The 22967-nt window shown below is 67.5% G+C and carries 22 protein-coding genes; 18 read left to right on the forward strand and 4 right to left on the reverse strand.

All coding sequences use genetic code 11. The features are described 5' to 3' along the window. The gene (locus tag QNM97_RS07945) at window positions 1-459 is read right to left on the reverse strand and encodes a type II toxin-antitoxin system VapB family antitoxin (protein WP_283823136.1); all 459 of its coding nucleotides are present in this window, start codon (window positions 457-459) and stop codon (window positions 1-3) included. 156 nt (window positions 460-615) lie between these two features. Here QNM97_RS07945 and hrcA point away from each other — a divergent pair, with 156 nt between their 5' ends. The 13 genes from hrcA (at window position 616) to QNM97_RS08010 (ending at window position 13687) form a co-directional block, all read left to right on the forward strand. After that, window positions 616-1650: a heat-inducible transcriptional repressor HrcA gene (hrcA, locus tag QNM97_RS07950; protein ID WP_283822280.1), complete on the forward strand. Its 1035-nt coding sequence runs from the start codon at window positions 616-618 to the stop codon at window positions 1648-1650. Between the two features lie 138 nt (window positions 1651-1788). Further along, on the forward strand, window positions 1789-2946 hold the full coding sequence (gene dnaJ, locus QNM97_RS07955) for a molecular chaperone DnaJ (RefSeq protein ID WP_283822281.1): 1158 nt from the start codon (window positions 1789-1791) through the stop codon (window positions 2944-2946). 10 nt (window positions 2947-2956) lie between these two features. Continuing rightward, window positions 2957-3706, forward strand: coding sequence for a 16S rRNA (uracil(1498)-N(3))-methyltransferase (locus QNM97_RS07960; protein ID WP_283822282.1), 750 nt, complete (start codon window positions 2957-2959; stop codon window positions 3704-3706). Window positions 3707-3740: 34 nt separating this feature from the next. Beyond that, a complete protein-coding gene (locus QNM97_RS07965; RefSeq protein ID WP_283822283.1) occupies window positions 3741-4511 on the forward strand; it encodes an alpha/beta hydrolase family protein in 771 nt (256 codons plus the stop codon). Window positions 4512-4638: 127 nt separating this feature from the next. Then, complete coding sequence (locus QNM97_RS07970) at window positions 4639-6813, forward strand: PhoH family protein (protein ID WP_502875006.1); 2175 nt, start codon at window positions 4639-4641, stop codon at window positions 6811-6813. After that, window positions 6810-7412, forward strand: a complete 603-nt coding sequence (gene ybeY, locus QNM97_RS07975) for an rRNA maturation RNase YbeY (protein ID WP_208791728.1) — start codon at window positions 6810-6812, stop codon at window positions 7410-7412. Before QNM97_RS07970 ends, ybeY begins: the two co-directional genes overlap by 4 nt. Continuing rightward, window positions 7409-8839: a hemolysin family protein gene (locus tag QNM97_RS07980; protein ID WP_283822284.1), complete on the forward strand. Its 1431-nt coding sequence runs from the start codon at window positions 7409-7411 to the stop codon at window positions 8837-8839. Before ybeY ends, QNM97_RS07980 begins: the two co-directional genes overlap by 4 nt. Continuing rightward, window positions 8836-9195 carry a cytidine deaminase-like protein gene (locus tag QNM97_RS07985; RefSeq protein ID WP_208791726.1) on the forward strand — a complete coding sequence of 120 codons (360 nt, stop codon included), beginning with the start codon at window positions 8836-8838 and terminating at the stop codon, window positions 9193-9195. Before QNM97_RS07980 ends, QNM97_RS07985 begins: the two co-directional genes overlap by 4 nt. Further along, entirely contained in the window at window positions 9192-10103 is a 912-nt protein-coding gene (gene era / locus QNM97_RS07990) for a GTPase Era (RefSeq protein ID WP_208791725.1), read from the forward strand. The genes QNM97_RS07985 and era overlap by 4 nt, the downstream gene beginning before the upstream one ends. 56 nt (window positions 10104-10159) lie before the next feature. Further along, entirely contained in the window at window positions 10160-11674 is a 1515-nt protein-coding gene (locus QNM97_RS07995) for a YhgE/Pip domain-containing protein (RefSeq protein WP_283822285.1), read from the forward strand. 12 nt (window positions 11675-11686) lie between these two features. Next, a complete protein-coding gene (recO, locus tag QNM97_RS08000) occupies window positions 11687-12478 on the forward strand; it encodes a DNA repair protein RecO (RefSeq protein ID WP_283822286.1) in 792 nt (263 codons plus the stop codon). Continuing rightward, window positions 12459-13280, forward strand: a complete 822-nt coding sequence (locus tag QNM97_RS08005) for an isoprenyl transferase (RefSeq protein ID WP_283822287.1) — start codon at window positions 12459-12461, stop codon at window positions 13278-13280. The genes recO and QNM97_RS08005 overlap by 20 nt, the downstream gene beginning before the upstream one ends. Then, complete coding sequence (locus QNM97_RS08010) at window positions 13277-13687, forward strand: hypothetical protein (RefSeq protein ID WP_283822288.1); 411 nt, start codon at window positions 13277-13279, stop codon at window positions 13685-13687. The genes QNM97_RS08005 and QNM97_RS08010 overlap by 4 nt, the downstream gene beginning before the upstream one ends. Here QNM97_RS08010 and QNM97_RS08015 read toward each other — a convergent pair. Next, complete coding sequence (locus QNM97_RS08015; protein WP_283822289.1) at window positions 13660-14103, reverse strand: Fur family transcriptional regulator; 444 nt, start codon at window positions 14101-14103, stop codon at window positions 13660-13662. The genes QNM97_RS08010 and QNM97_RS08015 overlap by 28 nt on opposite strands. Further along, a complete protein-coding gene (locus QNM97_RS08020; RefSeq protein ID WP_502875048.1) occupies window positions 14100-14510 on the reverse strand; it encodes an ArsR/SmtB family transcription factor in 411 nt (136 codons plus the stop codon). Before QNM97_RS08020 ends, QNM97_RS08015 begins: the two co-directional genes overlap by 4 nt. Window positions 14511-14639: 129 nt before the next feature. Here QNM97_RS08020 and QNM97_RS08025 point away from each other — a divergent pair, with 129 nt between their 5' ends. The 4 genes from QNM97_RS08025 (at window position 14640) to QNM97_RS08040 (ending at window position 18983) form a co-directional block, all read left to right on the forward strand. After that, window positions 14640-15506 (forward strand): oxygenase MpaB family protein, encoded by an 867-nt coding sequence (locus QNM97_RS08025; RefSeq protein WP_283822291.1) that lies wholly within the window; start codon window positions 14640-14642, stop codon window positions 15504-15506. A gap of 141 nt (window positions 15507-15647) precedes the next feature. Beyond that, window positions 15648-17048 carry a glycine--tRNA ligase gene (locus QNM97_RS08030; RefSeq protein ID WP_283822292.1) on the forward strand — a complete coding sequence of 467 codons (1401 nt, stop codon included), beginning with the start codon at window positions 15648-15650 and terminating at the stop codon, window positions 17046-17048. A gap of 116 nt (window positions 17049-17164) precedes the next feature. Continuing rightward, window positions 17165-17668 carry a cold-shock protein gene (locus tag QNM97_RS08035; protein WP_208791717.1) on the forward strand — a complete coding sequence of 168 codons (504 nt, stop codon included), beginning with the start codon at window positions 17165-17167 and terminating at the stop codon, window positions 17666-17668. Further along, a complete protein-coding gene (locus QNM97_RS08040; RefSeq protein WP_425324073.1) occupies window positions 17661-18983 on the forward strand; it encodes a deoxyguanosinetriphosphate triphosphohydrolase in 1323 nt (440 codons plus the stop codon). Before QNM97_RS08035 ends, QNM97_RS08040 begins: the two co-directional genes overlap by 8 nt. A 42-nt stretch (window positions 18984-19025) precedes the next feature. Here the strand turns inward: QNM97_RS08040 and QNM97_RS08045 are convergent, their stop codons facing one another. Continuing rightward, window positions 19026-21293, reverse strand: coding sequence for a glycoside hydrolase family 3 C-terminal domain-containing protein (locus QNM97_RS08045; RefSeq protein WP_283822293.1), 2268 nt, complete (start codon window positions 21291-21293; stop codon window positions 19026-19028). 331 nt (window positions 21294-21624) lie between these two features. Between QNM97_RS08045 and QNM97_RS08050 the strand changes: the two genes are divergently transcribed. Then, window positions 21625-22938 (forward strand): PE-PPE domain-containing protein, encoded by a 1314-nt coding sequence (locus QNM97_RS08050; RefSeq protein WP_283822294.1) that lies wholly within the window; start codon window positions 21625-21627, stop codon window positions 22936-22938. The last annotated feature ends 29 nt before the right edge of the window (window positions 22939-22967 follow it).

Here is a 22967-nt window from a genome sequence, read left to right on the forward strand (position 1 = left end):
TCACCAGCGCTGCGGTGGCGGGGTCCAGCCGGTACTGCGGGCGGCGCGTCGGTGCACCCCGCCGGCCGGGGACTCCCCGGGCGGCGCGGCCCCGACGGCGGGGAGTTCGTCGGTCTCGGTGCCGAGTTGCTCGTCGAGCGGCGGCGCCCCGGGCCGCAGATCGAGCGCGTCGAGGTCGAGCATCCGGGCGTGGATGACCGTGCGGTTACGCAGCGCCGATCGGACCGCCCGGTGCAGACCGTCCTCGAGGTAGAGGTTCCCCTCGTAGCGCACCACGTGGGAGAACAGATCCCCGTAGAACGTGGAATCCTCGCTGAGCAACTTGTCCAGGGCCAGCACCGTGGTCACCGTGATCAGCTCGTCGAGACGGAACTGCCGAGGCGGGATCTTGGCCCATCCGCGATGGGTCAACGCGTGGTCGGGATACGGTTTGCCCTCCCGGACGCCTTTGAAGATCATCGCGACCTTCCTGTCGTGGGCGGCGTTCGCCGGGGCGGCGGAGATCGTCGGCGCCTCGCCGGTCGAACACGTGCACCCGTACTTCGTGGGCGGTGTTTCGTAGAATGAACCCACCTACTGTAGGGCAGAGGGCGGGTTCGAGAGGAGGTCTGGCCTGTGTCGACCACCGATGATCGGCGGTTCGAGATTCTTCGTGCCATCGTCACCGACTTCGTTTCCACGCAGGAACCGATCGGTTCCAAGGCACTCGTCGAACGGCATCAGCTCGGCGTCTCCAGTGCCACGGTTCGCAATGACATGGCGGTACTCGAGGCCGAGGGTTACATCGCGCAACCCCACACGAGTTCGGGACGAATCCCCACCGACAAGGGGTACCGGATGTTCGTCGACCGCATCAGCGAGGTCAAACCGCTGTCGTCGGCCGAGCGTCGCGCGATCCTCTCGGTACTCGATTCGGGGGTCGATCTCGACGACGTGCTGCGCCGGTCGGTGCGGCTGCTGGCTCAGCTCACCCGTCAGGTCGCGGTCATCCAGTATCCGGTGCTGTCCACCGCGACGGTGCGTCACCTCGAGGTGATCACCGTGTCGCCGTCGCGGCTGCTGCTGATCGTGATCACCGACACCGGTCGCGTAGAACAGCGCATGGTCGCGCTCTCCCAAGACCTCGACGAGGACGAGTTCGTCCGGCTGCGGGACATGTTCTCCGCAGCGCTGCACGGCAAGCGACTCGAGGAGGCGTCGGCGTCGGTGGCCGAATTGGCCAACAACGCACCGGCCGATCTGCGGGACGCGACCGTGAACGTCGCGACCGTGTTGGTCGAGACCCTCGTCGAACGGGGCGAGGACCGGGTGGTGGTGACCGGCACGTCGAATCTCGCACGTGCGGCCGCCGATTTCGCCCCCGTCAACGGCGGGATGGATTCGGTCCTCGAAGCTCTCGAGGAGCAGGTCGTCGTCCTGAAGCTGCTGGCGACGAGTCAGCGGATGGGCCGGGTGACGGTGCAGATCGGGGAGGAGACGCAGACCGAGAACCTGCGTGGCACCTCGGTCGTGTCGACGGGGTACGGTGCTTCGGGCACCGTGTTCGGCGGGGTCGGGGTCGTCGGGCCCACCCGCATGGACTACCCGGGAACCATCGCGTCGGTGGCAGCCGTTGCCAAGTATGTGGGCGAGGTGCTCGCCGAGCGCTGACCTGAAGGCGGCGCAGAGCCGGTCGAGAGGAAATGGACGCGGCCGGCGTCGCGTTCGGTGAGGTAACCGATGCACCGGCTCCGTGAGGGTATCCCCGGAGCCATACGTGAGCTGTGAGAACGAAGGACCGAGACAACCGTGGCAACTGACTACTACGGAATCCTGGGCGTCGCCAAGGGCGCGACCGACCAGGAGATCAAGCGGGCCTACCGCCAGATGGCCCGCAAATTGCATCCCGACGTCAACCCAGGAGAAGAGGAGCGCTTCAAGGAGGTCACGACCGCCTACGAGGTGCTCAGCGACCCGGAGAAACGACGCATCGTCGACGCCGGCGGCGATCCGCTCGGCGGTCCGGGGGCAGGTGGATTCGGCGGAAATTTCGGCGGCGGCGGCCTCGGCGACGTGTTCGAGGCGTTCTTCGGCTCCGGCGGTGGGTTCGGCAGTACTTTCGGTGGTAGCCGCGGGCCGCGCTCGCGCGTGCAGCCCGGTGAGCCCGCCCTCGTCGCCGTCGAGCTCGACCTGGAGGAGTGCGCCTCCGGGGTGAACAAGGAAATCACCGTCGACACCGCGATCCTCTGCGATGTGTGTCACGGGTCGGGAACCAACGGCGACTCCAAGCCGATCAGCTGCGACACCTGTAAGGGTGCCGGCGAGATCCAGGCGGTCCAGCGTTCTCTGCTCGGCCAGGTCATGACGGTGCGCGAATGCCCCACCTGCCACGGCACCGGCGAGATCATCCCCGATCCGTGCCACAAGTGCGGCGGCCAGGGACGGGTGCGTTCGCGCCGCACGATGACCGTGCGCATCCCGGCAGGCATCGAGAGCGGCATGCGGGTCCGGTTGGCCGGCCAAGGTGAGGTGGGTCCGGGCGGCGGACCGGCCGGAGATCTCTACGTCGAGGTCAGCGAACGCCCGCACGAGGTGTTCATCCGCGACAAGGACGACCTGCATTGCACGCTGCGGGTACCGATCGCCGACGCCGCGCTCGGCGGCAGCTTCGAGGTCCCGACGATCCTCGGCGATCTCGCGACCGTCACCATCGAGCCGGGGACCCAGCCCGGGCAGGTCGTCAAACTGCGTGGCCAGGGCATGCCGCATGTGAACACGGGTGCCCGCGGCACCCTCCACGTCCATCTCGACGTCGCGGTTCCGGCCAAGTTGACCGCCCAGCAGACCGAGGCACTGAAAGCCTTCCGCGAGGCCTCCGACGATTCCATCGACCTGGTCACGACCTCGGCGGCAGCAGCTCCGGGTGGGTTGTTCTCCCGGCTGCGCAACGCCTTCGCGGGACGCTGATCGGCCGGACGTGAGCCCGCCCCTGTTCTGGGTCGACGAGGTCCCGCCGGCCGGCACCACCACCCTGCTCTCCGGGCCGGAAGGCCGCCACGCGGTGACCGTGGCTCGGCTGCGGCCGGGGGAGTCCCTGCTGCTCGGTGACGGCGCCGGGTCGGTCGCCACCTGCGAGGTGATCGCGGTCGAGGGCAAGGATGCGCTGTCGGCGCTCGCCCACCGGTTCGTGTTCACCGACCGGCCGCGGCCGTCGGTGACCCTGGTGCAGGCGTTGCCGAAATCCGAGCGCTCGGAGCTGGCCGTCGACCTCGCCACCGAGGCCGGTGTCGACCGGATCGTGCCGTGGCAATCGGCACGGTGCGTCGCCCGCTGGGCGGGCAAGGCCGACAAGGGTGTTGCCAAATGGCGGGCCGCGGCCTCCGCGGCCGCCAAACAGAGTCGGCGCCCGTGGATTCCGGAGGTCACCGACCTCGCCTCCACGATCGACGTGCGCGCCCACGCCGCCGAGGTGATCGCCGCCGGTGGTGTGGTCGCGGTACTGCACGAGGCCGCTGCGGTGTCGCTGCGAACCCTGCCGCTGAGGCAGGCACGCGAGATCATGCTGGTGGTCGGGCCCGAGGGCGGTCTCGACGACAGCGAGATCGCCGACCTCACCGCGCTCGGCGCGCACTCGGTGATCCTGGGGCCGGAGGTGTTGCGGACCTCGACGGCCGCGTCGGTCGCCCTCGGCGCGCTCGGCGTCCTCACCGATCGGTGGACCCGATGAGACGCGATCGGCGGGACCGATGAGGCGCTGTGCGGTGCACCGGACCGCGATCGCCTACGGCGAGGAGAACTCGCAGTTCGGGCACATCTATCACGCTGCCGAGGAGGCCGATCTCCCCGCCACGATGCGGCCGATCGTGCTGATCCACGGCGGCTATTGGACCACCGAGTTCTCGCTGACCATCGAGTCGGCGATCGCCCGGCAGTACGGCGAACGTGGCGCGTTGGTCTGGAACATCGAGTACCGGCGCGTGGGGGAGGACGGCGGAGGATGGCCGCACACCGGCCGTGACGTCGTCGCCGCGATCAATGCGCTCGACGGGCCGGTCCGGGACGCCCTACCCGCAGCCGTCGCCGACCGCGTCGACTGGAATTCGGTTGCGGTCGTGGGACATTCGGCCGGTGGTCAGCTTGCGGTGTGGGCCACCGCGCAGCTGCGGGCACGGACCGCGAACACCCGCATCACCACCGTCGTCGCCCAGTCGGCGGCCCTGGATCTCGTCGCCGCGGGACAGGCAGGCCGGGAGTCGGTGCAGGCGTTGATCGGCCGTCCCTACGCACAGGCCGCGCAGCGCTATCGGGCCGCGTCTCCCATGGAGCAGGATCCGTTCGACGCGCACGTCGTGGTCATCCACGGCGACCGCGACACCGCCATTCCGGTGGAGCTCAGCCGCCGCTACGTCAGCGCGGTATGCGCGCGCGGTCAGTCCGCCGAACTGATCGTCGTGCCCGAGGAGGGGCACGACGCGTTCGTCGATCCGCGCAGCGTGTGCAATCGGCAGACGATCCGGGCGCTGGGACTGTAGGCCCAGGGCCCGAGGAGCGCGAAGGTGCGGCGACGGAATATTCGATCGCGGATCGCCCGTTGGGCAGGGATAGACTTGACCGCACATCGCCGCACGGCGCCCCCGAACTCCAGGAGTGATCTGATACGTGAGTGACGACAACCCCGACGGCCGCGTGCCGGCGCGCGGCTCCGCAGGGGCCGGACCTGTGGTCACCTCCACCATCGATGTCCCTCCCGAGGTGGTGTTCGGGCTGCTCGGCACCAGCGATGTCAATCTGCGCACGCTCGAGCAACTCCTCCCGGCCGACATCCACGTCCGCGGCAACCAGATCACGCTGCGTGGCCGTGGCGCCGACGTCGCCGCCGCCGAGCGCGTCATGGGTGAGCTCGTGGACCTCGTCGGTCGCGGCACCCCGCTGACCCCGGATCTCGTCCGCCACAGCGTGTCGATGCTGTCCGAGGGCGCCACCGAATCACCCGCCGACGTCCTGTCCCTCGACATCCTCTCGCGGCGCGGAAAGACCATCCGGCCCAAGACGCTCAACCAGAAGCGCTACGTCGACGCCATCGACGCCAACACCATCGTGTTCGGTCTGGGCCCGGCCGGTACCGGCAAGACCTATCTGGCGATGGCCAAGGCGGTGCAGGCACTGCAATCCAAGAGCGTGAATCGCATCATTCTCACCAGGCCCGCGGTGGAAGCCGGTGAGCGACTGGGCTTTCTGCCCGGCACACTCAGCGAGAAAATCGACCCGTATCTGCGTCCGCTCTACGACGCACTGCACGACATGATGGACCCCGAGTCGATCCCCAAGCTCATGGCGGCCGGGGTGATCGAGGTGGCGCCACTGGCATATATGCGTGGCCGGGCGCAGCCGGTGTCGACCAGGGTCCTCACGCCACAGGGCTTTCGTCCGATCGGTGACATCGAGGTCGGCGACCACGTCATCGGCTCGAACGGCTCGCCGACCGAGGTCCTCGGCGTCTACCCGCAGGGGTTCAAGGACATCGTGCGGGTCACCACTCAGGACGGTGCGTCCACCCTCTGCTCCACCGATCACCTGTGGTCGGTGTACACGCGAGACGACCGTCGTCGCGGCACCGGCCCGCGGGTACTCGAGACGAAGGAGATGATCGGAAATCTCCGGGCGGCGCACTATCACCGGTTCGAGTTGCCGCTCTTGAGTGGCCCTGCCGAGTTTCCTCGCCAACCGGTGCCGCTCGACCCCTATGCGCTCGGTCTGATGCTGGGTGACGGCTGCATGGCGGGGATGGCCACGCCATCGTTCACGACAGCCGACCGAGAGCTGGTCGATGCGCTGGTCATGGCCGTGCCGGGTATTCGCGCACGGCAGCGATCCGACGTCGACTACGTCCTCAACCGGATCACCGCTCCCGGTGAGCCGATCACGATCGAGAACCCGGTCACCCACGCCATGCGCGAACTCGGATTGTGGGGCACTAAGTCCCCTACGAAGTTCGTACCGAAGCAGTACCTTCTCAACTCGTCCGACGTCCGATTGGCAGTGCTGCAGGGTCTTCTGGACACCGATGGCGGCCCCGTGACCCAGACCGGCCGGTCCTGCCGTGTGCAGTACGTGACAGTCTCGGACCAGCTGCGCGATGACGTGATGTTCCTGGTTCGATCGCTGGGCGGCGTCGTCTACGGAAGAACCCGCGTCGCGCAGGGACGGCCCCCTGGTAAAGCACGGGGTCGAGAGGTGTTGTACCGACACGACGCCCACGTCCTCGACATTCGTCTCCCGGATGGGCTCGCTCCGTTCCGGATGACACGCAAGGCGCAGAAATATGGTGCGACCACGGCCAAGCCGCCCAAGCGCTACATCGAGAGCATCGAATCGGTGGGTACCGACGAAGCCGTCTGCATCCGGGTGGCGGCGGAGGATTCGCTCTATGTCACCGAGGACTTCCTGCTGACCCACAACACGCTCAATGACGCCTTCATCATCCTCGACGAGGCGCAGAACACCACCGGCGAGCAGATGAAGATGTTCCTGACCCGGCTGGGTTTCGGGTCGAAGGTGGTGGTCACCGGCGACACCACGCAGGTCGACCTGCCCGGCGGTGCGCAGAGCGGACTGATGGCCGCCACCCGCATCCTCGATGGCATCGACGACATCCACTTCGCCACCCTGACCAGTCAGGACGTGGTCCGGCACCGGCTCGTCGCCGACATCGTCGACGCCTACGGGCGGGCCGAGGAGGCGGCGCGAGACAACCCGCGATTGCGTGACTCGGATCGCATCGGTGGCCCCAATCGCGCCGCGCGGCGCTCGGCAAGTCAGGGACGACGCTCATGAGCATCGAATTCGCCAACGAGTCCGGCGTGGACGTCCCCGCCGAATTGGTACTCGCCGCAGCACGATTCGCGACCGAGGCGATGGACGTCCATCCCGGTGCCGAACTCTCGGTGCTCTGTGTCGACGAGCCGACGATGGCCGACATGCACGTGCAATGGATGGACCTGCCCGGTCCCACCGACGTGATGAGCTTCCCGATGGACGAATTGGTGCCCGGCGGGCGGCCCGACGCCGCCGAGCCGGGCCCCGCCATCCTCGGCGACATCGTGCTCTGCCCCGAATTCGCGGCCAAACAGGCCCGCGAGGCCCGGCGCTCACTCGAGCACGAACTCGCGATGCTCACCATCCACGGCGTCCTGCATCTGCTCGGCTACGACCACGCCGAACCCGAGGAAGAGAAGGAGATGTTCGGCCTGCAGAACCGTCTGCTCGAGGAGTTCTACGCACAGCGGCACCGTGAAGCACAGCAGCAACGCCAGGCCGATCGGGACACCCGTCTGCTGACCAACATCGGGTTCACCGACTCCCCGTTCCCCGAATTCCCGGGAGGTGACGAGGGCTCCGCGCAGCAGCGGCCCGCGGGCTCGACGGAGCAGTGACCGGCGCCGCCTATCTGTGGTTCGCGCTGTGCGCCGTCGTTCTCGTCGTCCTCAGTGGTGTGTTCGCCGCGGTGGACACCGCGGTCTCGACCGTGTCGATCGCGCGGGTCGAGGACATGGTCAAGGAACGGCGCGCGGGTGCGGTGCGGCTCATGCGGGTGCTCGCCGCCCGCGCGACCTATGTCGGTCTCGCGGTGTTGTTGCGGGTGGTGTGTGAAACCGCCGCCGTCGCGTTGGTCGCGGTGATCGCCGTGTCCGAACTGGGCATCGGCTGGGGACTGACCGTCGCCATCGCGGGGATGGCGGTGGTGTCGTATGTGGCGGCCGGGGTCGGCCCGCGCACGCTCGGTCGTCAGCACGCCTACACCATCGCCCTGGCCTCGGCGGCGGTCCTGCAGATCCTCGGCGTGATCCTCACGCCGCTGACCCGGTTGCTCATCCTCATCGGTAACGCGGTGACGCCGGGCAAGGGATTCCGCAACGGACCGTTCGCCACCGAGGTCGAGTTGCGTGAGGTCGTCGACCTCGCCGAGGCGAGCGGCGTGGTCGCCGCCGACGAACGCCGCATGATCCAGTCGGTCTTCGAACTCGGCGACACCAACGCCCGCGAGGTGATGGTGCCCAGGCCGGAGATGATCTGGATCGAAAGTGACAAGAGTGCCGCGCAGGCGACGAGTCTGGCTGTGCGCAGCGGACATTCGCGTATCCCGGTGATCGGGGAGAATCCCGACGACATCCTCGGGGTGGTGTATCTGAAGGATCTCGTGGAGCGGTCGATGGGCGGCGAGGACGCCCGGACAGTGGGAGTTTCGGCGGTGATGCGTCCGGCGGAGTTCATCCCCGACTCCAAGCCGCTGGACCGGGTTCTGGAGGACATGCGGCGCACCCACAACCACATGGCATTGCTCGTCGACGAATACGGCGGGATCGCCGGACTGGTCACCATCGAGGACGTCCTCGAGGAGATCGTCGGGGAGATCACCGACGAGTACGACACCGGTGAGGTCGCCCCCGTGGAAGACCTCGGCGACGGGCGCTTTCGCGTCTCGGCACGACTGCCGGTGGAGGATCTCGGCGAACTGTTCGACATCGACATCGACGACGACGAGGTCGAGACCGTCGGCGGGCTCGTCGGTCTCGAACTCGGTCGGGTCCCGCTGCCGGGCGCGCGCGTCGCCAGTCACGGCTTGCAACTGGTGGCCGAGGGCGGACCGAATCGGCAAGGCCGCCAGCGCATCACGACCGTGCTCGTCGAGCAGGTCGAGCAGGTCGAGGAGCCCGAGGCCGAGCGGGATCCGCTCGATGCCCGAGACGACGAGCGCAACGACGCGTCGGGCAGGCGCACCGGCTCGCGGGGTGGTGAACGCTCGCGTCGCAACGGCGAATACGCTGAGCGCCGGGACGCCCAGCAGAAGGAGGCCATGTGAGCGAGCCAATGGGTGACGAGGACGCCAAGCTGGTGGTTCTCGCCCGCGGCGCACGTGGTCGGGCGCAGTCGCCGTCGGGTGCGGCGATCCGCGAGGGGGACGGCCGCACCTATGCCGGTGCCGATGTGCGGACCGCCTCGCTGGAACTGTCGGCGCTGCAGGTCGCGGTGGCCACCGCGCTGTCGAGTGGCGCCGAGTCCTTCGAGGCCGCGGTGATCGTCGGCGGTGGTGTCGACGATCCGGGACGCGCGACGCTCGCCGAGATCAGCCCGGATGCGTTGCTGGTGGTCACCGATGCCGCGGGTGCGGTGCTCGACCGGGTCCGCGCCGGCTCCGGGGCGGACGGTATCTCATGACCGAATTCCGTTCGGGCTTCGTGTGTTTCGTCGGCCGGCCGAATACCGGCAAGTCGACCCTGACCAATGCGCTGGTGGGGGAGAAGATCGCGATCACCTCCAATCGGCCGCAGACCACCCGCCACACCATCCGCGGAATCGTGAATCGGCCCGATGCGCAGCTGATCCTCGTCGACACCCCGGGACTGCACCGGCCGCGCACACTGCTCGGTCAGCGGCTCAACGACCTGGTCCGCGATACCTATTCCGAGGTCGACGTCATCGGTGTCTGCATCCCGGCCGACGAGCGGATCGGCCCGGGCGACCGGTGGATCGTCTCGCAGGTCCGCCAGATGGCGCCGGGGACCACGGTGCTCGGCATCGTCACCAAGATCGACCGCGTCGGGCCCGAGCAGGTCGCCGCCCAGCTGCTCGCTCTCTCCGAACTGCTCGGCCCCACATCGGAAGTGGTCCCCGTCTCGGCGACCTCGGGTGCACAGGTCGACGTGTTGACCGACGTGCTGGTGTCGTTGATGGAGCCCGGGCCGGCGTTCTATCCCGACGGAGAACTCACCGACGAGCCAGAACAGGTCCTGATGGCCGAGTTCATCCGCGAGGCCGCGCTCGAGGGTGTCCACGACGAGTTGCCGCATTCGCTCGCGGTGGTCATCGAGGAGATCATCCCGCGCGAGGATCGGGCACCCGAGCAGGCGCCGATGGTCGATGTCCACGCGATCCTCTACGTCGAGCGGGACAGTCAGAAGGGCATCATCATCGGCCACAAGGGTGGCCGCCTCAAGGCGGTGGGCACCACGGCACGACGCCAGATCGAGGCACTGCTGGGTGTCAAGGTGTACCTTGACCTGCACGTGAAGGTGGCCAAGGATTGGCAGCGCGACCCAAAGCAGTTGCGCCGCATGGGCTTCTAGGACACCGCAGCCGGTGTGGGTGAGGTGGGCCCGCACCGCAGACCGGAGGGGTGGCGATGGGCAGGCATGAGGTGACCGGGCACGTCCCCGAGGGGGAGGAACTGGCTCGGCCGGGCGAGCATGAACGTCCGCAGCGTGACGTCCGGGTCACCACCACGATCTCCGGGGTTCTGGGCTCGCCACGGTTCTGGCTGCTCCCGCTGCTGTTGGTGGTGGTCGTGATGTCGTTCATGGCCGCCCTCTACATGGGCGCCATCGCCGATCCGGAGAAGAATTTGCACAACTTCCCGGTCGCGATCGTCGACGAGGACAGTGGCGGCAGCCTCGACAACGGCAACGGCACCACCACGCAGGTCGACTACGGCAAGCAGGTCGCCGACGGCATCATCACCAACGCCGCCAAGAGCGGTATCGCCGTGCACCGCACCGACCGGGTCACCGCACTCAACGAGCTTAACGGCGGCAAGGTCTACGGCGTGGTGGCACTCGGCGCCAACTTCTCCGATTCCGTTCTCGCACTGGGCAAGGCCACCGTGCTGCAGGCGAGGCCGGAGCCGGTCACCATCGACGTCTACATCAACCGCGGGTCGGGAACCTTCGCCTCGGCGGTCACCACGACCTTCGCCGACCGGATCTCCGAGCAGGTCAACGCGCAGATGGGTCAACAACTCACCGACACCGTGCGCGCCCAGCTGGCCAAGGCGAACGTCGCATTCTCCGGGGCGGCGCAACTCGCCCTGTGGCAGCCGGTCAAGGTCGACGTCATCGAGGCGACACCGCTGCCCGACGGCTCCGGAAACGGCTTGTCCGCCTTCTATTTCACGCTGTTGCTGATCCTGGCCGGGTTCACCGGCGCGATGATGGTGAGCATCGTGGTCGACGGCATGCTCGGCCAGACCCCGATCGAGTACGGCCCGTTCTACCAATTGCGGGTCCGGCTGGCGATCTCACGGTGGGGCACGCTGGCCGCCAAATGGACGATCATGGCGCTGGTGGCCGTCATCCAGTCCGCCATGTACATCGGCGTGTGCACCGCGGTCGGGACCTCCCTGCCCAACGCGTTCACCCTGTGGATGGTCTCGGTGCTCGCAATCTTCGCGGTCGGGGTGTCGGCGAGTTCGATGATGGCGGTCTTCGGCAACGCCGGGCTCATCCTGAACCTGGTCTTCTTCGTCATCCTGGGACTGCCGTCCTCGGGTGGGACGGTGCCGCTGGAGGCCAGTCCGCGGCTGTTCTCCTGGATCGCCGCGGTCGAGCCGATGCATCTGGTGTACCTGGGTGTGCGGGCGGTCCTGTACTTCGACGCCGACTGGGACGCCGGTCTGGGGCGATCGGTGATCCAGATGGTGATCGGACTCGTCGTCGGTGCGCTGCTCGGCTGGCTGGGCACCACCTTCTACGACCGCAAGCGGTGGCATCGCTATCCCGGCGGGATGCGTCTGCCCGAGTGGCTGGCGAAGGCCATGGACAAGACCGGCACGCCCACCATCACCACACCGTCGCCGCACCACTCGCCGGTGGGAGTTCCCGATGCCGGGGTGTCACCGCCGGGCTCTGTCGTTGATCGGTGACAGAATGACCCGGTGAGGTTCTACCGTGATGAGGCTGTCGTGCTGCGCCAGCACAAGCTCGGCGAGGCCGATCGGATCATCACGTTGCTGACCGCCGACCACGGGCTCGTGCGCGCGGTGGCCAAGGGAGTGCGTCGCACCCGGTCCAAGTTCGGTGGGCGTCTTGAACCGTTCGCCCACGTCGACATCCATCTCTATCCCGGCCGCAACCTCGATGTCGTCACGCAGGTGCACAGTCTGCACGCCTTCTCCGACGCCATCGTCGCCGACTACGGGCGCTACACCACCGCGTGCGCGGTGCTCGAGACCGCCGAACGGCTCGCCGGCGAGGAGCGCGCACCGGCCACCCAACTGCAGCGACTGACCGTCGGGGCGCTCGAGGCGCTTGCCGAGGATCGACGCCCGCGCCAGCTCATCCTCGATGCATTCCTGTTGCGGGCCATGCATTGTGCGGGCTGGATGCCTGCGTTGGAGTTGTGCGCACGGTGTGCGACCCCCGGACCGCACCGTGCGTTTCACGTCGCCGCCGGGGGAGCGGTGTGTCTGCACTGCCGGCCGCCGGGCGCGGCCACCCCGTCTCCGGGGGTGCTCGACCTGATGGATGCGCTGTTCCGTGGCCAGTGGGAGCACACCACCGACGCCTCCGATTCGCTGCGTCGTCAGGCCAGCGGACTGACCGCCGCGCACCTGCAATGGCATCTGGAACGGCAGCTGCGCACCCTGCCGCTCATCGAGCGTGCCGCCCCTCATAGGGTGATGGAGTCGGGCATGAGAGGAGTCGAAGATGGCGTTGCGGCCGGGTAGCTCCGCGAAGAAGCAGACCGCGCACCGGGCACGCACGCTCATCCGACCGCCCGATCCCCATCCCAGCGGTGCCATCCCACCGAATCTGCCTGCGGAATTCGTACCCAACCACGTCGCCCTGGTGATGGACGGCAACGGACGGTGGGCCACCGACCGCGGTCTGCCCCGAACGGAGGGGCACAAGCGCGGCGAGGCCGTGCTGATGGACACCGTGTGCGGATGCATCGAGATCGGCGTGAAGTGGTTGTCGGCGTACGCGTTCTCGACCGAGAACTGGTCGCGGAGTCCCGACGAGGTCCGATTCCTGATGGGGTTCAACCGTGACGTGATCCGACGTCGGCGCGACGAGATGCACGAGATGGGGGTGCGTGTGCGCTGGGCGGGACGGCGACCTCGGTTGTGGCGCAGCGTCATCAAGGAACTCGAGGTCGCCGAGGAACTCACCAGGGACAACGACGTGATGACGCTGACCATGTGCGTCAACTACGGTGGCCGTGCCGAGATCGCGGACGCCGCAAAGGAAATCGCGCGGCGAGCCGCGGCGGGTGAGATCGACCCGGAACGTATCACCGAGTCGTCCTTCGCGCGATACCTCGACGAGCCGGACATGCCCGACGTCGACCTGTTCTTGCGGCCCTCCGGCGAGCAGCGCATCTCCAACTTCCTGCTCTGGCAGTCGGCCTACGCCGAAATGGTGTACCAGGAGAAGCTCTTTCCCGATTTCGATCGTCGCGACCTGTGGGCGGCATGCCTCGAGTACGCCGCACGTGACCGGCGCTTCGGCGGGGTCACGCCCACATGACCGACGACTCGACATCGGTTGCGCGCGTGCGAGGTTTGCTCACCGAGGTCGGTGACGTGGTGGGCGGTGACGCCGAGTCGGTGGTCGTGCGGGTGGGACGCACCCGTGCCTCGATCCGCGCGGTCGACATCGCCGAGAACCTCGAGGTCCTCAGTGTCACGCAACTGATCGCGGTGAATCTGCCCAACACCCCGGAACTCCGGGACGACGTCGAGACCCACGACGCGAAGCTCAGTTTCGGCAGTCTACGACGCAGTGATCCCGACGGGGTGACCACCGATGTGTTGCTCTACTACACGTTTCCGATCGGTGGCCTCGCGGACATGGGGCTGTTGACCATGCTGCATCTGGTGCTGGTGACCGGGGCCGACATCGCCGGTCACCTCGTCGGCGGCGCCATCTCCTGACGACGGGCCTGGCACTGCGCGCACCGCCCGAAGACCTCGACGGTGTGGTGGATGTCGGAGAATCCGTGTTCCTCGGCGACCTTCGCGGCCCAGCGCTCGACCGGGTCGGCCTGGACCTCCACGGTGGTCCCGCAGTCACGGCAGACCAGATGGTGGTGGTGACCCGACGAGCAGTTGCGATAGCGGGTCTCACCCGTTCCGTCCCACAGCGCGTCGATCTGTCCCGACTGCGACAACGCCTGCAGATTGCGGTAGACCGTGGTCAGGCCGATCGACTCGCCGCGCGCCTTGAGCTGCTCGTGCAGTTCTTGCGCGGACCGGAAGTCCTCACTGTCGGCCAGGGCGTCGGCGATGGCCGCGCGCTGCCGGGTGGAGCGGATGCCGGTGACCGGTCCCGCGGCCGATCGGCTGCTCACGACGCGGCTCCGGTCCGGTCCTCGACCACTGGATCGGCCGGGGTACCGACGGCCCCGGCCGCTTCGGTCTCGACCGACGATTCGGTGGCATGGACCAGGGCGTCGGTCACGATGTGCGCGAGGTGGTCGTCGATGAGTTCGTACATGATCTCGCGCCCGTTGCGGTGCCCTCGCACCACGCCGGCGTCCTTGAGGACCCGGAGATGCTGGCTGACGAGAGGCTGACTCAGCCCGAGTCCGCCGACGAGTTCGTGGACGCATTTCGCGCTCTCCTGCAGGGACAACACGATGGCGATCCGGGTCGGCGCGGCCAGCGCACGGAGCAGGTCGCTGGCGGCCTCACGGGCCTGTGCGTCGGTGCGCCCGGAGAGGGCGTCGCAGGGTCGGGGGGTGTCCATGTCCACCATCTTATGGGAAGTCGTTGTCATTTGGGCTGAGCGTTTTGCGGCTGCCTCGTCGTGCCGGGAGAGACGTCCGCTAGTTTGGATACGTACGTTTCCAGAATGGGGGCGGTTGTGCGGACGAGAGGGTTCGGGATGGCCGACGAGAACGACCCGCATCGCGCGACGATGTCCCGCGCAGAACTCGATGCACTCGATGCGGGCCTGTTCGCCCGGTCCTTGATGTCGATGGGCAACACCATGAGCACCGCGAACGTGATCATGCAACTCGCCGATCCCGCAGTCGGTTACGGCGTCGCGCGCAGCACCGTCGAGAACGGGCGGCTCGATCGGCACCCGGTCAAGCGGGCGCGCACCACCGCGTCGTACCTGGTCGTCGCCATCCTCGGCAACGCCGACGACCGGCGACGATTCCGACGCGCGGTCAACGGCCGGCACGCGCAGGTCCGGTCCACACCGGACAGTCCGGTCGAGTACAACGCCATGAACCCGCAACTGCAGTTGTGGGTCGCGGCATGTCTCTACGTCGGTCTCGAGGACATCTACGAGCGGGTGTACGGGCCGCTCACCGGTGACCTGCGCGACGAGTTCTACCGGCAGGGAATGGTGTGCGGCACCACCTTGCAGATGCCTGCCGAGAGCTGGCCCGCCGACCGCGACGCCTTCGACGAGTACTGGAACCGACGGCTCGCCGAGATCTCGATCAGCGACGAGGTCCGCGAGTTCCTCCTGTCGATCGCCCGCTTCGGGTATGCGCCACGGTGGGTGCAACGCCGCTACGGTCCGGTCAAGTACCGGCGCACGATCGGTTATTTGCCGCCGGCATTCCGGACCGCCCTGCGCGTGGACTGGACCGCCGACGACCAGCGCTGGTTCGACGGGTACATCGCGCGCTGCGTCGCCGCGGAACGTCGCCTGCCGCGATGGCGCTCCCAGTTGGGATTCCGGCTCTTGCTCTGGGACACACGGATACGGCATCGCCTGGGCCGGCCGCTGGTGTGAGCCGGCTGTCGGGTGGGTCGTCGTCGGGGCGGGACCGTCGCCGGATCTGCGATTATTCTCCGCGTGTGATCGACGGCTACCCTGTAGGGGTTGCCGACATCGAAGGTGCCGGTGGCGTGATCCTGTCCCAACGTCTGTGGAGTGCGATTCATCGTGGCCGCCGCCCCGTCCAAAGTCGAAGCCGTCGTCAACCTCGCCAAGCGGCGCGGTCTGGTCTACCCGAGTGGTGAGATCTACGGTGGAACGCGCTCGGCGTGGGACTACGGGCCGCTCGGCGTGGAGCTCAAGGAGAACATCAAGCGGCAGTGGTGGCGCACCATGGTCACCTCCCGGGACGACGTGGTGGGCCTCGATTCGTCGGTGATCCTGCCACGGCAGGTGTGGGAGGCCTCCGGTCACGTCGAGGTGTTCACCGACCCGCTGGTCGAATCGCTCTACACCCACAAGCGGTATCGGGCCGATCACCTCATCGAGGCCTACGAGATCAAACACGGCCACCCGCCGGAGAACGGCCTCGCCGACATCAACGACCCCGAGACCGGCCAGCCCGGAAAGTGGACCGAGCCCAAGGCATTCAGCGGTCTGATGAAGACCTACCTCGGCCCGGTCGACGACGAGGAGGGGCTGCACTATCTCCGACCGGAGACCGCGCAGGGCATCTTCGTCAACTTCAAGAACGTCATGACGACGTCCCGGAAGAAGCCGCCGTTCGGCATCGCCCAGATCGGCAAGAGCTTCCGCAACGAGATCACCCCCGGCAACTTCATCTTCCGCACCCGAGAGTTCGAGCAGATGGAGATGGAGTTCTTCGTCAAGCCCGGCGAGGACGAGCAATGGCATCAGTACTGGATCGACCAGCGATTCAACTGGTACGTCGACCTCGGGATCGATCCGGAGAACCTGCGGCTCTACGAGCACGCGCAGGAGAAGCTCTCGCACTATTCCAAGCGCACCGTCGACGTCGAGTACAAGTTCGGGTTCTCCGGTAACGCGTGGGGTGAACTCGAGGGTGTCGCCAACCGCACCGACTTCGATCTCTCCACCCATTCGAAGGCGTCTGGGGAGGACCTCTCGTTCTTCGACCAGGCTTCCGGCGAGCGCTACACGCCGTTCGTCATCGAGCCGGCGGCCGGCCTGACCCGCTCGGTGATGGCCTTCCTGTGCGACGCACTCACCGAGGAGGAGGTGCCGAATGCCAAGGGCGGCACCGACACCCGCACGGTGCTGCGTCTCGACCGCCGTCTGGCCCCGGTCAAGGTGGCCGTGCTGCCGCTCTCGCGCAACGAGAAGCTCTCGCCGAAGGCCAAGGATCTCGCCACCGAGTTGCGCAAGAACTGGAACGTCGAATTCGACGACGCGCAGGGCATCGGCAAGCGTTACCGCCGCCAGGACGAGATCGGCACACCGTTCTGCGTGACCGTGGACTTCGACACCCTCGACGATCACGCGGTCACCATCCGCGAGCGCGACACCATGAGCCAGGAGCGGGTCGCCCTGGACAAGGTGGCCGAGTACCTGGGTGGCAAACTCCTCGGCTCCTGATCGGCGAACCGCTTTCGATTGGGCCTGACCTGCGGCTGTCTGTCACAATTGGGGACGGAGTCGCGAGGTTCGGGCATGGGGTCCGCCGCAGCGATCAGCAGAGAGTGAGTGGAATCGTGGCAGTCAGTGGCAAGGTCGTCCATTACGACGCGAACCGTGGGTTCGGGTTCTTGGCCCCGGAATCCGGTGGGGCAGATGTGTTCTTGCACATCAATGACATCGACATCGACGAGAACGATCTGAAGCCGGGCGCCAAGGTCTCCTTCGACGTCGAAGAGACCGACCGCGGTTCCAAGGCGATCAACGTCGCGGTCACCGAGGCCGCCCCGGCCGACGAGTCCGGCGGTGGACGGCCGCCGCGCCGTGACGATCACCGACGCGATGATCACCGACGTGACGACCATCGCCGTGACGACCACGGTCGTTCGCACGGCGGCGATCGGGACCGTCCGCGCCGTCCGCGCGCCGGTGGGGGCGGATCGTTGGATGCCGCCGCGTTCACCGAAGAGGTGACCGAACTGCTACTCGATTCCTCCGACGACCTCACGGCCGCGCAGATCGTGGCGATCCGCAGCCGGATCACCGACTTCGCCGTCGCCCGGGGCTGGGTGCTTGACTGACCACCCTCCGACGGGACGGTCCGGGGTGTCCCAGCCCGGGATTCCCCCGACGGCGTTCTACGGCGACGAGGCCACCGAGCGGATGGTGCCGGAAGGTGCCAAGGTCGCGAGCCTGCCCGGAACCCGGACCGACCACCGCAGTGAGTACGCGCGCGACCGTGCGCGCGTACTGCATTCTGCTGCGTTGCGACGTCTCGCCGACAAGACCCAGGTCGTCGGCCCGCGCGAGGGTGACACGCCGCGTACCCGTCTGACCCATTCGCTCGAGGTCGGACAGATCGGCCGTGGGATCGCGATCGGCCTCGGCTGCGAACCCGACCTGGTGGAGTTGGCGGGCCTCGCCCACGACATCGGCCATCCCCCGTACGGGCACAACGGTGAGCGTGCACTCAACGAATTCGCTTCCGACATCGGTGGATTCGAGGGCAACGCACAGAATCTGCGAATCCTCACCCGGCTCGAACCGAAGTTGCTCGACGATCAGGGTCGCAGTGCCGGGCTCAATCTGACCCGCGCCTCGCTCGATGCGACCCTGAAGTATCCGTGGACCCGGCGGCCGCCGAACGTGAAGTTCGGCGCCTACGCCGATGACGCCGCGGCATTGGACTGGGTCCGACGCGGGGCGCCGGGCGATCGGCAGTGCATCGAGGCGCAGGTGATGGATTGGTCCGACGACGTGGCCTACTCGGTTCACGATCTCGAGGACGGTGTCATCGCCAACCGGATCGATCTGCGCACCCTCGCCGATCCCGACGACCAACGCACCCTCGCCGACATCGGGATCAAGGAGTTCCCGGGTCTCGAGCCGGAGCCGTTGATCGATGCCGCACAACGACTCTCGCGCATGGAGATCGTGCGCGCGGTCGGGGTGTTCGACGGCAGTCTGGACGCATCGGTCCGGCTCAAGCGACTCACCAGCGAACTCATCGGCCGGTTCGCCTCGGCGGCGATCACCGGCACCCGCGAGGTGGTGGGTGGACGTTCGCTGTCGCGGTACGACGCCGATCTTGCGGTACCGCCGTTGATCGCCGCCGAGGTGGCGATCCTGAAAACCCTTGCGCTGCGGTTCATCTTCTCCAACGTGCGGCACAAGACGCATCAGGCCCGGCAGCGTGAACGCATCCACCGCGTCGGCGAGTGGCTCAGCGCTGCGGCTCCCGGAGGTCTCGACCCGGTGTTCGTCCCCAGTTGGGAACACGCCGCCGATGATGCCGCCCGCAAACGGGTCATCGTCGACCAGATCGCCTCGATGACCGAGGGCAGGCTCGAACGGATGGACAAGCAGAACTCGGGCGCGCAGGCGCATCTGGGCTGAATGCTCGGGTGTTGCGCCGCGGATGTCCGTGCGCGCAGTGGCTCAGTGGGTGGCGTTGGCCCGATCCAGGATGTCCTGCAACACCTCTCGGGGCAGGGCCCCGGCGGAGAAGTCGACGAGCCGACCCACCGGTACCGAGCCCATGATCGTCACCAGGTCCATACCCTCGCCGGTGTCGGCGCCATCGGTCAGGGCGCCGGCGAGCTGCGTCATCGCCTCGGCGGCAACCGGATCGGCCAGCACCTCGGCGATGCTGGATTCCAGGGTGAGGTCGCCGGTGGTGTCGTCACCGACGACATCGACCTCGGCGGTGAGCCGGATGTCGCGGCTGGAGGCGCCCACCGACACCGTGTACCGTCCGGACCGGACCACGAACGAGTGCGTCCGCAGGTCCCATCGGGACAGGTCGTCGGCCGTCACCGTCATCTCGACCCGGGCGCTGCGGCCCGGATCGAGGTCGACGTCGGTGAAGGCCTTGAGTTCACGTAGTGCGGTCACCGGGGTCGGCATGGTCACGGGGGTCGGCCCGCTCGCCGGCGCGGAGTTGGCCGCGCCGAGATAGACCTGTACCACCTCATGACCGGCCCGTGCGCCGGTGTTGGTGATCGTCGCTGCCACTCGTAGGCCGCCGTCGTCTGTGGTGTGTACCTCGAGGTCCCGGTACTCGAAGGTGGTGTAGGACAAGCCGTGTCCGAAGGGAAACGTCACCGGTAACTCGCGTGCGTCGTACCAGCGGTAGCCGATGAACGGACCCTCACCGTAGAGCACGTGCCCGGATTCGCCGGGGAACGACAGATGATCGGGGGTATCGGAGAGCCGCTCGGGAACCGTCTCGGCCAGCCGGCCCGAGGGATTGACGTCGCCGAACAGTACGTCGGCGATCGCGGCGCCCACCGCCTGGCCGAGTAGTGCACCGTCGAGGAGCGCCGGCGCCGTCAATGACGACAGCCGGAGCACCCCGCCATGGGCCAGGACGATCACGGTGCGCCGATTGGCTGCGACGATCGCCTCGGCCAGGGCGAGTTGGGCAGGCGGCAACTCGATGTCGGACCGATCGAATCCCTCGGATTCCTGCTCGTCGGCCAATCCCAGGAACAGCACCACCGTCGACGCGGATCGAGCCACCGACACCGCCTCGGCGAGCAACGTGCCGTCGGCGTCGGTGTCGCCACCGAGGCGGTAGCCGGCGGCGAATCCGACACCGGTCCCGGCGCGGGCGCGGATCTGGTCGAGGGGAACCTCGACGCGGGTGGCGTGCACATGCGATGATCCGCCACCCTGGTATCGCGGGTGCGTTGCGAGTTCGCCGATGACGGCCAGATCCGCGGTCGGGGTGAGGGGCAAGAGGTCGTCGTCGTTGCGCAACAACACGATTGCGCGACCGGCGACCTCGCGTGCCAAAGCGTGATGCGCGTCGAGATCGGCGGTTTCGGGTGTGGTCGGGGCGTGCGCGGCCGCGGTACGTGCGAGCGCGGCGACCCGGTCGGCTGCCGACGTCAACGCCTCGGGTGCGAGGCGGCCGTCGGCGACCGCATCGACCACCGCGGCATCGGCGTCGGGCCCGGGGGAGGGCATGGTCAGATCCAGACCCGCGGCCAGCGAAGCAACCCGATCGGCGACCGCGCCCCAGTCACTGGTCACCGCACCGGCGAAACCCCATTGATCGCGCAGGATCTCGGTGAGCAACTCCCGATGTTGGGAGGCGTGGACGCCGTTGATCCGGTTGTAGGAGCACATCACCGTCCACGGCTGCTCCCGGGTGACGATCGTGCGGAACGCGCGCAGATACAGCTCGTGGAGGGTGCGCTCGTCGACGTCGGCGCTGATGCGCATCCGGTCGGTCTCCTGGTTGTTGACCGCGAAATGCTTCAGGGACGCGCCGACGCCGCGAGCCTGCAGACCGTGCACCCACGCGCCGCCGAGCTCGGCGGTGAGATGAGGATCCTCGGAGAAGTACTCGAAGTTGCGGCCACCGCGCACCGACCGCTTCAGGTTGACCCCCGGCCCGAGCACCACACCGACGCCGTGGGCGCGTGCCTCGTCGGCGATGGCGGTGCCGACGCGTCGCGCCAAGGCGGGGCTCCACGTTTGTGCCAAGCCGACCGCCGGCGGGAAACACGTCGCGGGCACACTGCCGGAGAGTCCCAGATGATCGGTCGCACCGTCTTGTTTGCGCAGACCATGAGGTCCGTCGGTCATCAGGATCGACGGCACGTCGCCAACGGACTCGGTGGTCCAGAAATCGTGTCCGCTGGTCAGGCGAGCCTGCTCCGTGGCGCTCCAGAGAGCACCGTCCGGCTGCTGTGTCACGGGAGAACTCCTCTGCGGACTCTGATGGGTCGGGGCGGAGCGCGGGAGGCGACCGCTCACCCTCGACCGTAGCCGCAACCGGGAGCATTGATGGGCCGCTCGGCGGTCGGTCCGATGCCGGAAATGCGTGATGGTGTGACCGATTGTGGCGCATTGACAACGGGCCGTCGTACAACTCGGCGTTTCCACAACAATATCGTTGGGGCCTTTGCCGAAAATAATCTGTACGTGGTAACAAGCGTTTTCTATGCTCGAAGCATCACTATGAGGGCGTCCTTGGGGAAGATGAGAATCCACTCATCTCGACGGGGGCCACGAAAGGACACCCGTGATGGTGCATGTTCGGCGCGGCCTGCTCGGAATGATCATTGCCTGCGCCATGCTCGTTGTTCCCGCGGTGTTCGCACCGGCGTTTCCGAACGCCACGGCGCGCGCATCGGTATTCCCGTCGCCGGGATCCGGCACAAAGATCTACACCATCGAGCCATTGGATTTCAATCTGATCGACGCGATGGCATTGCTCTTTGAAGGACGGTGCGCCGCGGCCGGTGCAGCGTGTCAGCAGGTGCCGACCTTGGCGTCGCCGGACCCTTCGCACTTGTTCGGTGTTCCAGGCGAATTCGGGCCCATCTCGCTCGGGGCGGATTCCCTGGATGCCACTCTGCGGGCCAACGGCACCGACGGTGCCGACGCACACCAACCGATTGTGGTTTTCGCATATTCGCAAGGCGCGCAGATCGCCGGATTCTGGTTGCGCAACCTCAGTGCCGATGCCCATTCCTACGCTCCGCCGGCGACCACGTCGTTCCTTCTCGTGGGCGATCCCGAAAACACGTATGGCCCCTGGTGGTTGCCGAAGGTGCCGACCACCATGCCCTATCGCGTCACGGAATTCTGGAAACAATACGACGGCTGGGCCGATTGGCCCTCCGACCCGAATCCGCTCGCCGTCGCGAATGCCCTCGCCGGGATGCTGTTCATTCATCCCACCGCGTATTTCTCGATGGATCCCGATGATCCGAATGACATCACCTGGACCGACGGGAATATGACCTATGTGATGGCGCCGACCGCGAATCTGCCGCTACTCGACCCGCTGCGCTGGCTCGGGCTGACCTCGGTCGCCGATGAACTCAACGCGCAATGGAAGCCGATCGTCGACAGCGCCTACACACGACCGTCGACCCAGGCGGCAGCGAATGCCTACACCGCGGCGGCGTCTGCGTCACAGGCCCGGGCAGCGTCGACGGTCTCGACGGCGAACGCTGCCACTGCGACCGCTGCGGCGGAGTCTCCTGCGCCGGAGTCCCGGCTCGCGGCGGCGGTCACCCCCGCGACCACTTCCACGACCGCGCCGGTCCCGGAGGTGGCTCCATCGAGTTCAGCACCCGTGACGCCTGTGGCGCTCGCCGCAACGACGGCGACCACTCCGACGCCCACCACCGCGACATCCCCGGCCACTGCGCCGCCGGCGATCTCGCCGTCAACGACAGCATCCTCGTCACCGACCCCGACAGCACCGTCGTCGACCCCGTCATCAACGGCATCCTCGGCAGCAGCGACGAGCGATCGCGCACAGCCCGACTCGGCCGCGTCAGGCGCGTCAGGCGCGTCGACTCCGGCGAAGGCCGATTCGGGGAATTGAGGGCGGTTCCTCCTCGCCGGTCACGTCGG

This window comes from Gordonia sp. L191, assembly GCF_030077625.1.
In the GTDB taxonomy this organism is placed as follows: domain Bacteria; phylum Actinomycetota; class Actinomycetes; order Mycobacteriales; family Mycobacteriaceae; genus Gordonia; species Gordonia polyisoprenivorans_A.

What these genes read in the sequence shown, in the direction of transcription:
- QNM97_RS07945 (WP_283823136.1), bottom strand. Translation starts at nt 459, where the DNA reads ATGATCTTCAAAGGCGTCCGGGAGGGCAAACCGTATCCCGACCACGCG.
- QNM97_RS08020 (WP_502875048.1), bottom strand. Translation starts at nt 14,510, where the DNA reads ATGGTGGACATGGACACCCCCCGACCCTGCGACGCCCTCTCCGGGCGC.
- QNM97_RS08050 (WP_283822294.1), top strand. Translation starts at nt 21,625, where the DNA reads ATGGTGCATGTTCGGCGCGGCCTGCTCGGAATGATCATTGCCTGCGCC.
- QNM97_RS08025 (WP_283822291.1), top strand. Translation starts at nt 14,640, where the DNA reads ATGGCCGACGAGAACGACCCGCATCGCGCGACGATGTCCCGCGCAGAA.
- QNM97_RS07995 (WP_283822285.1), top strand. Translation starts at nt 10,160, where the DNA reads ATGGGCAGGCATGAGGTGACCGGGCACGTCCCCGAGGGGGAGGAACTG.
- era (WP_208791725.1), top strand. Translation starts at nt 9,192, where the DNA reads ATGACCGAATTCCGTTCGGGCTTCGTGTGTTTCGTCGGCCGGCCGAAT.
- QNM97_RS08010 (WP_283822288.1), top strand. Translation starts at nt 13,277, where the DNA reads ATGACCGACGACTCGACATCGGTTGCGCGCGTGCGAGGTTTGCTCACC.
- ybeY (WP_208791728.1), top strand. Translation starts at nt 6,810, where the DNA reads ATGAGCATCGAATTCGCCAACGAGTCCGGCGTGGACGTCCCCGCCGAA.
- QNM97_RS08005 (WP_283822287.1), top strand. Translation starts at nt 12,459, where the DNA reads ATGGCGTTGCGGCCGGGTAGCTCCGCGAAGAAGCAGACCGCGCACCGG.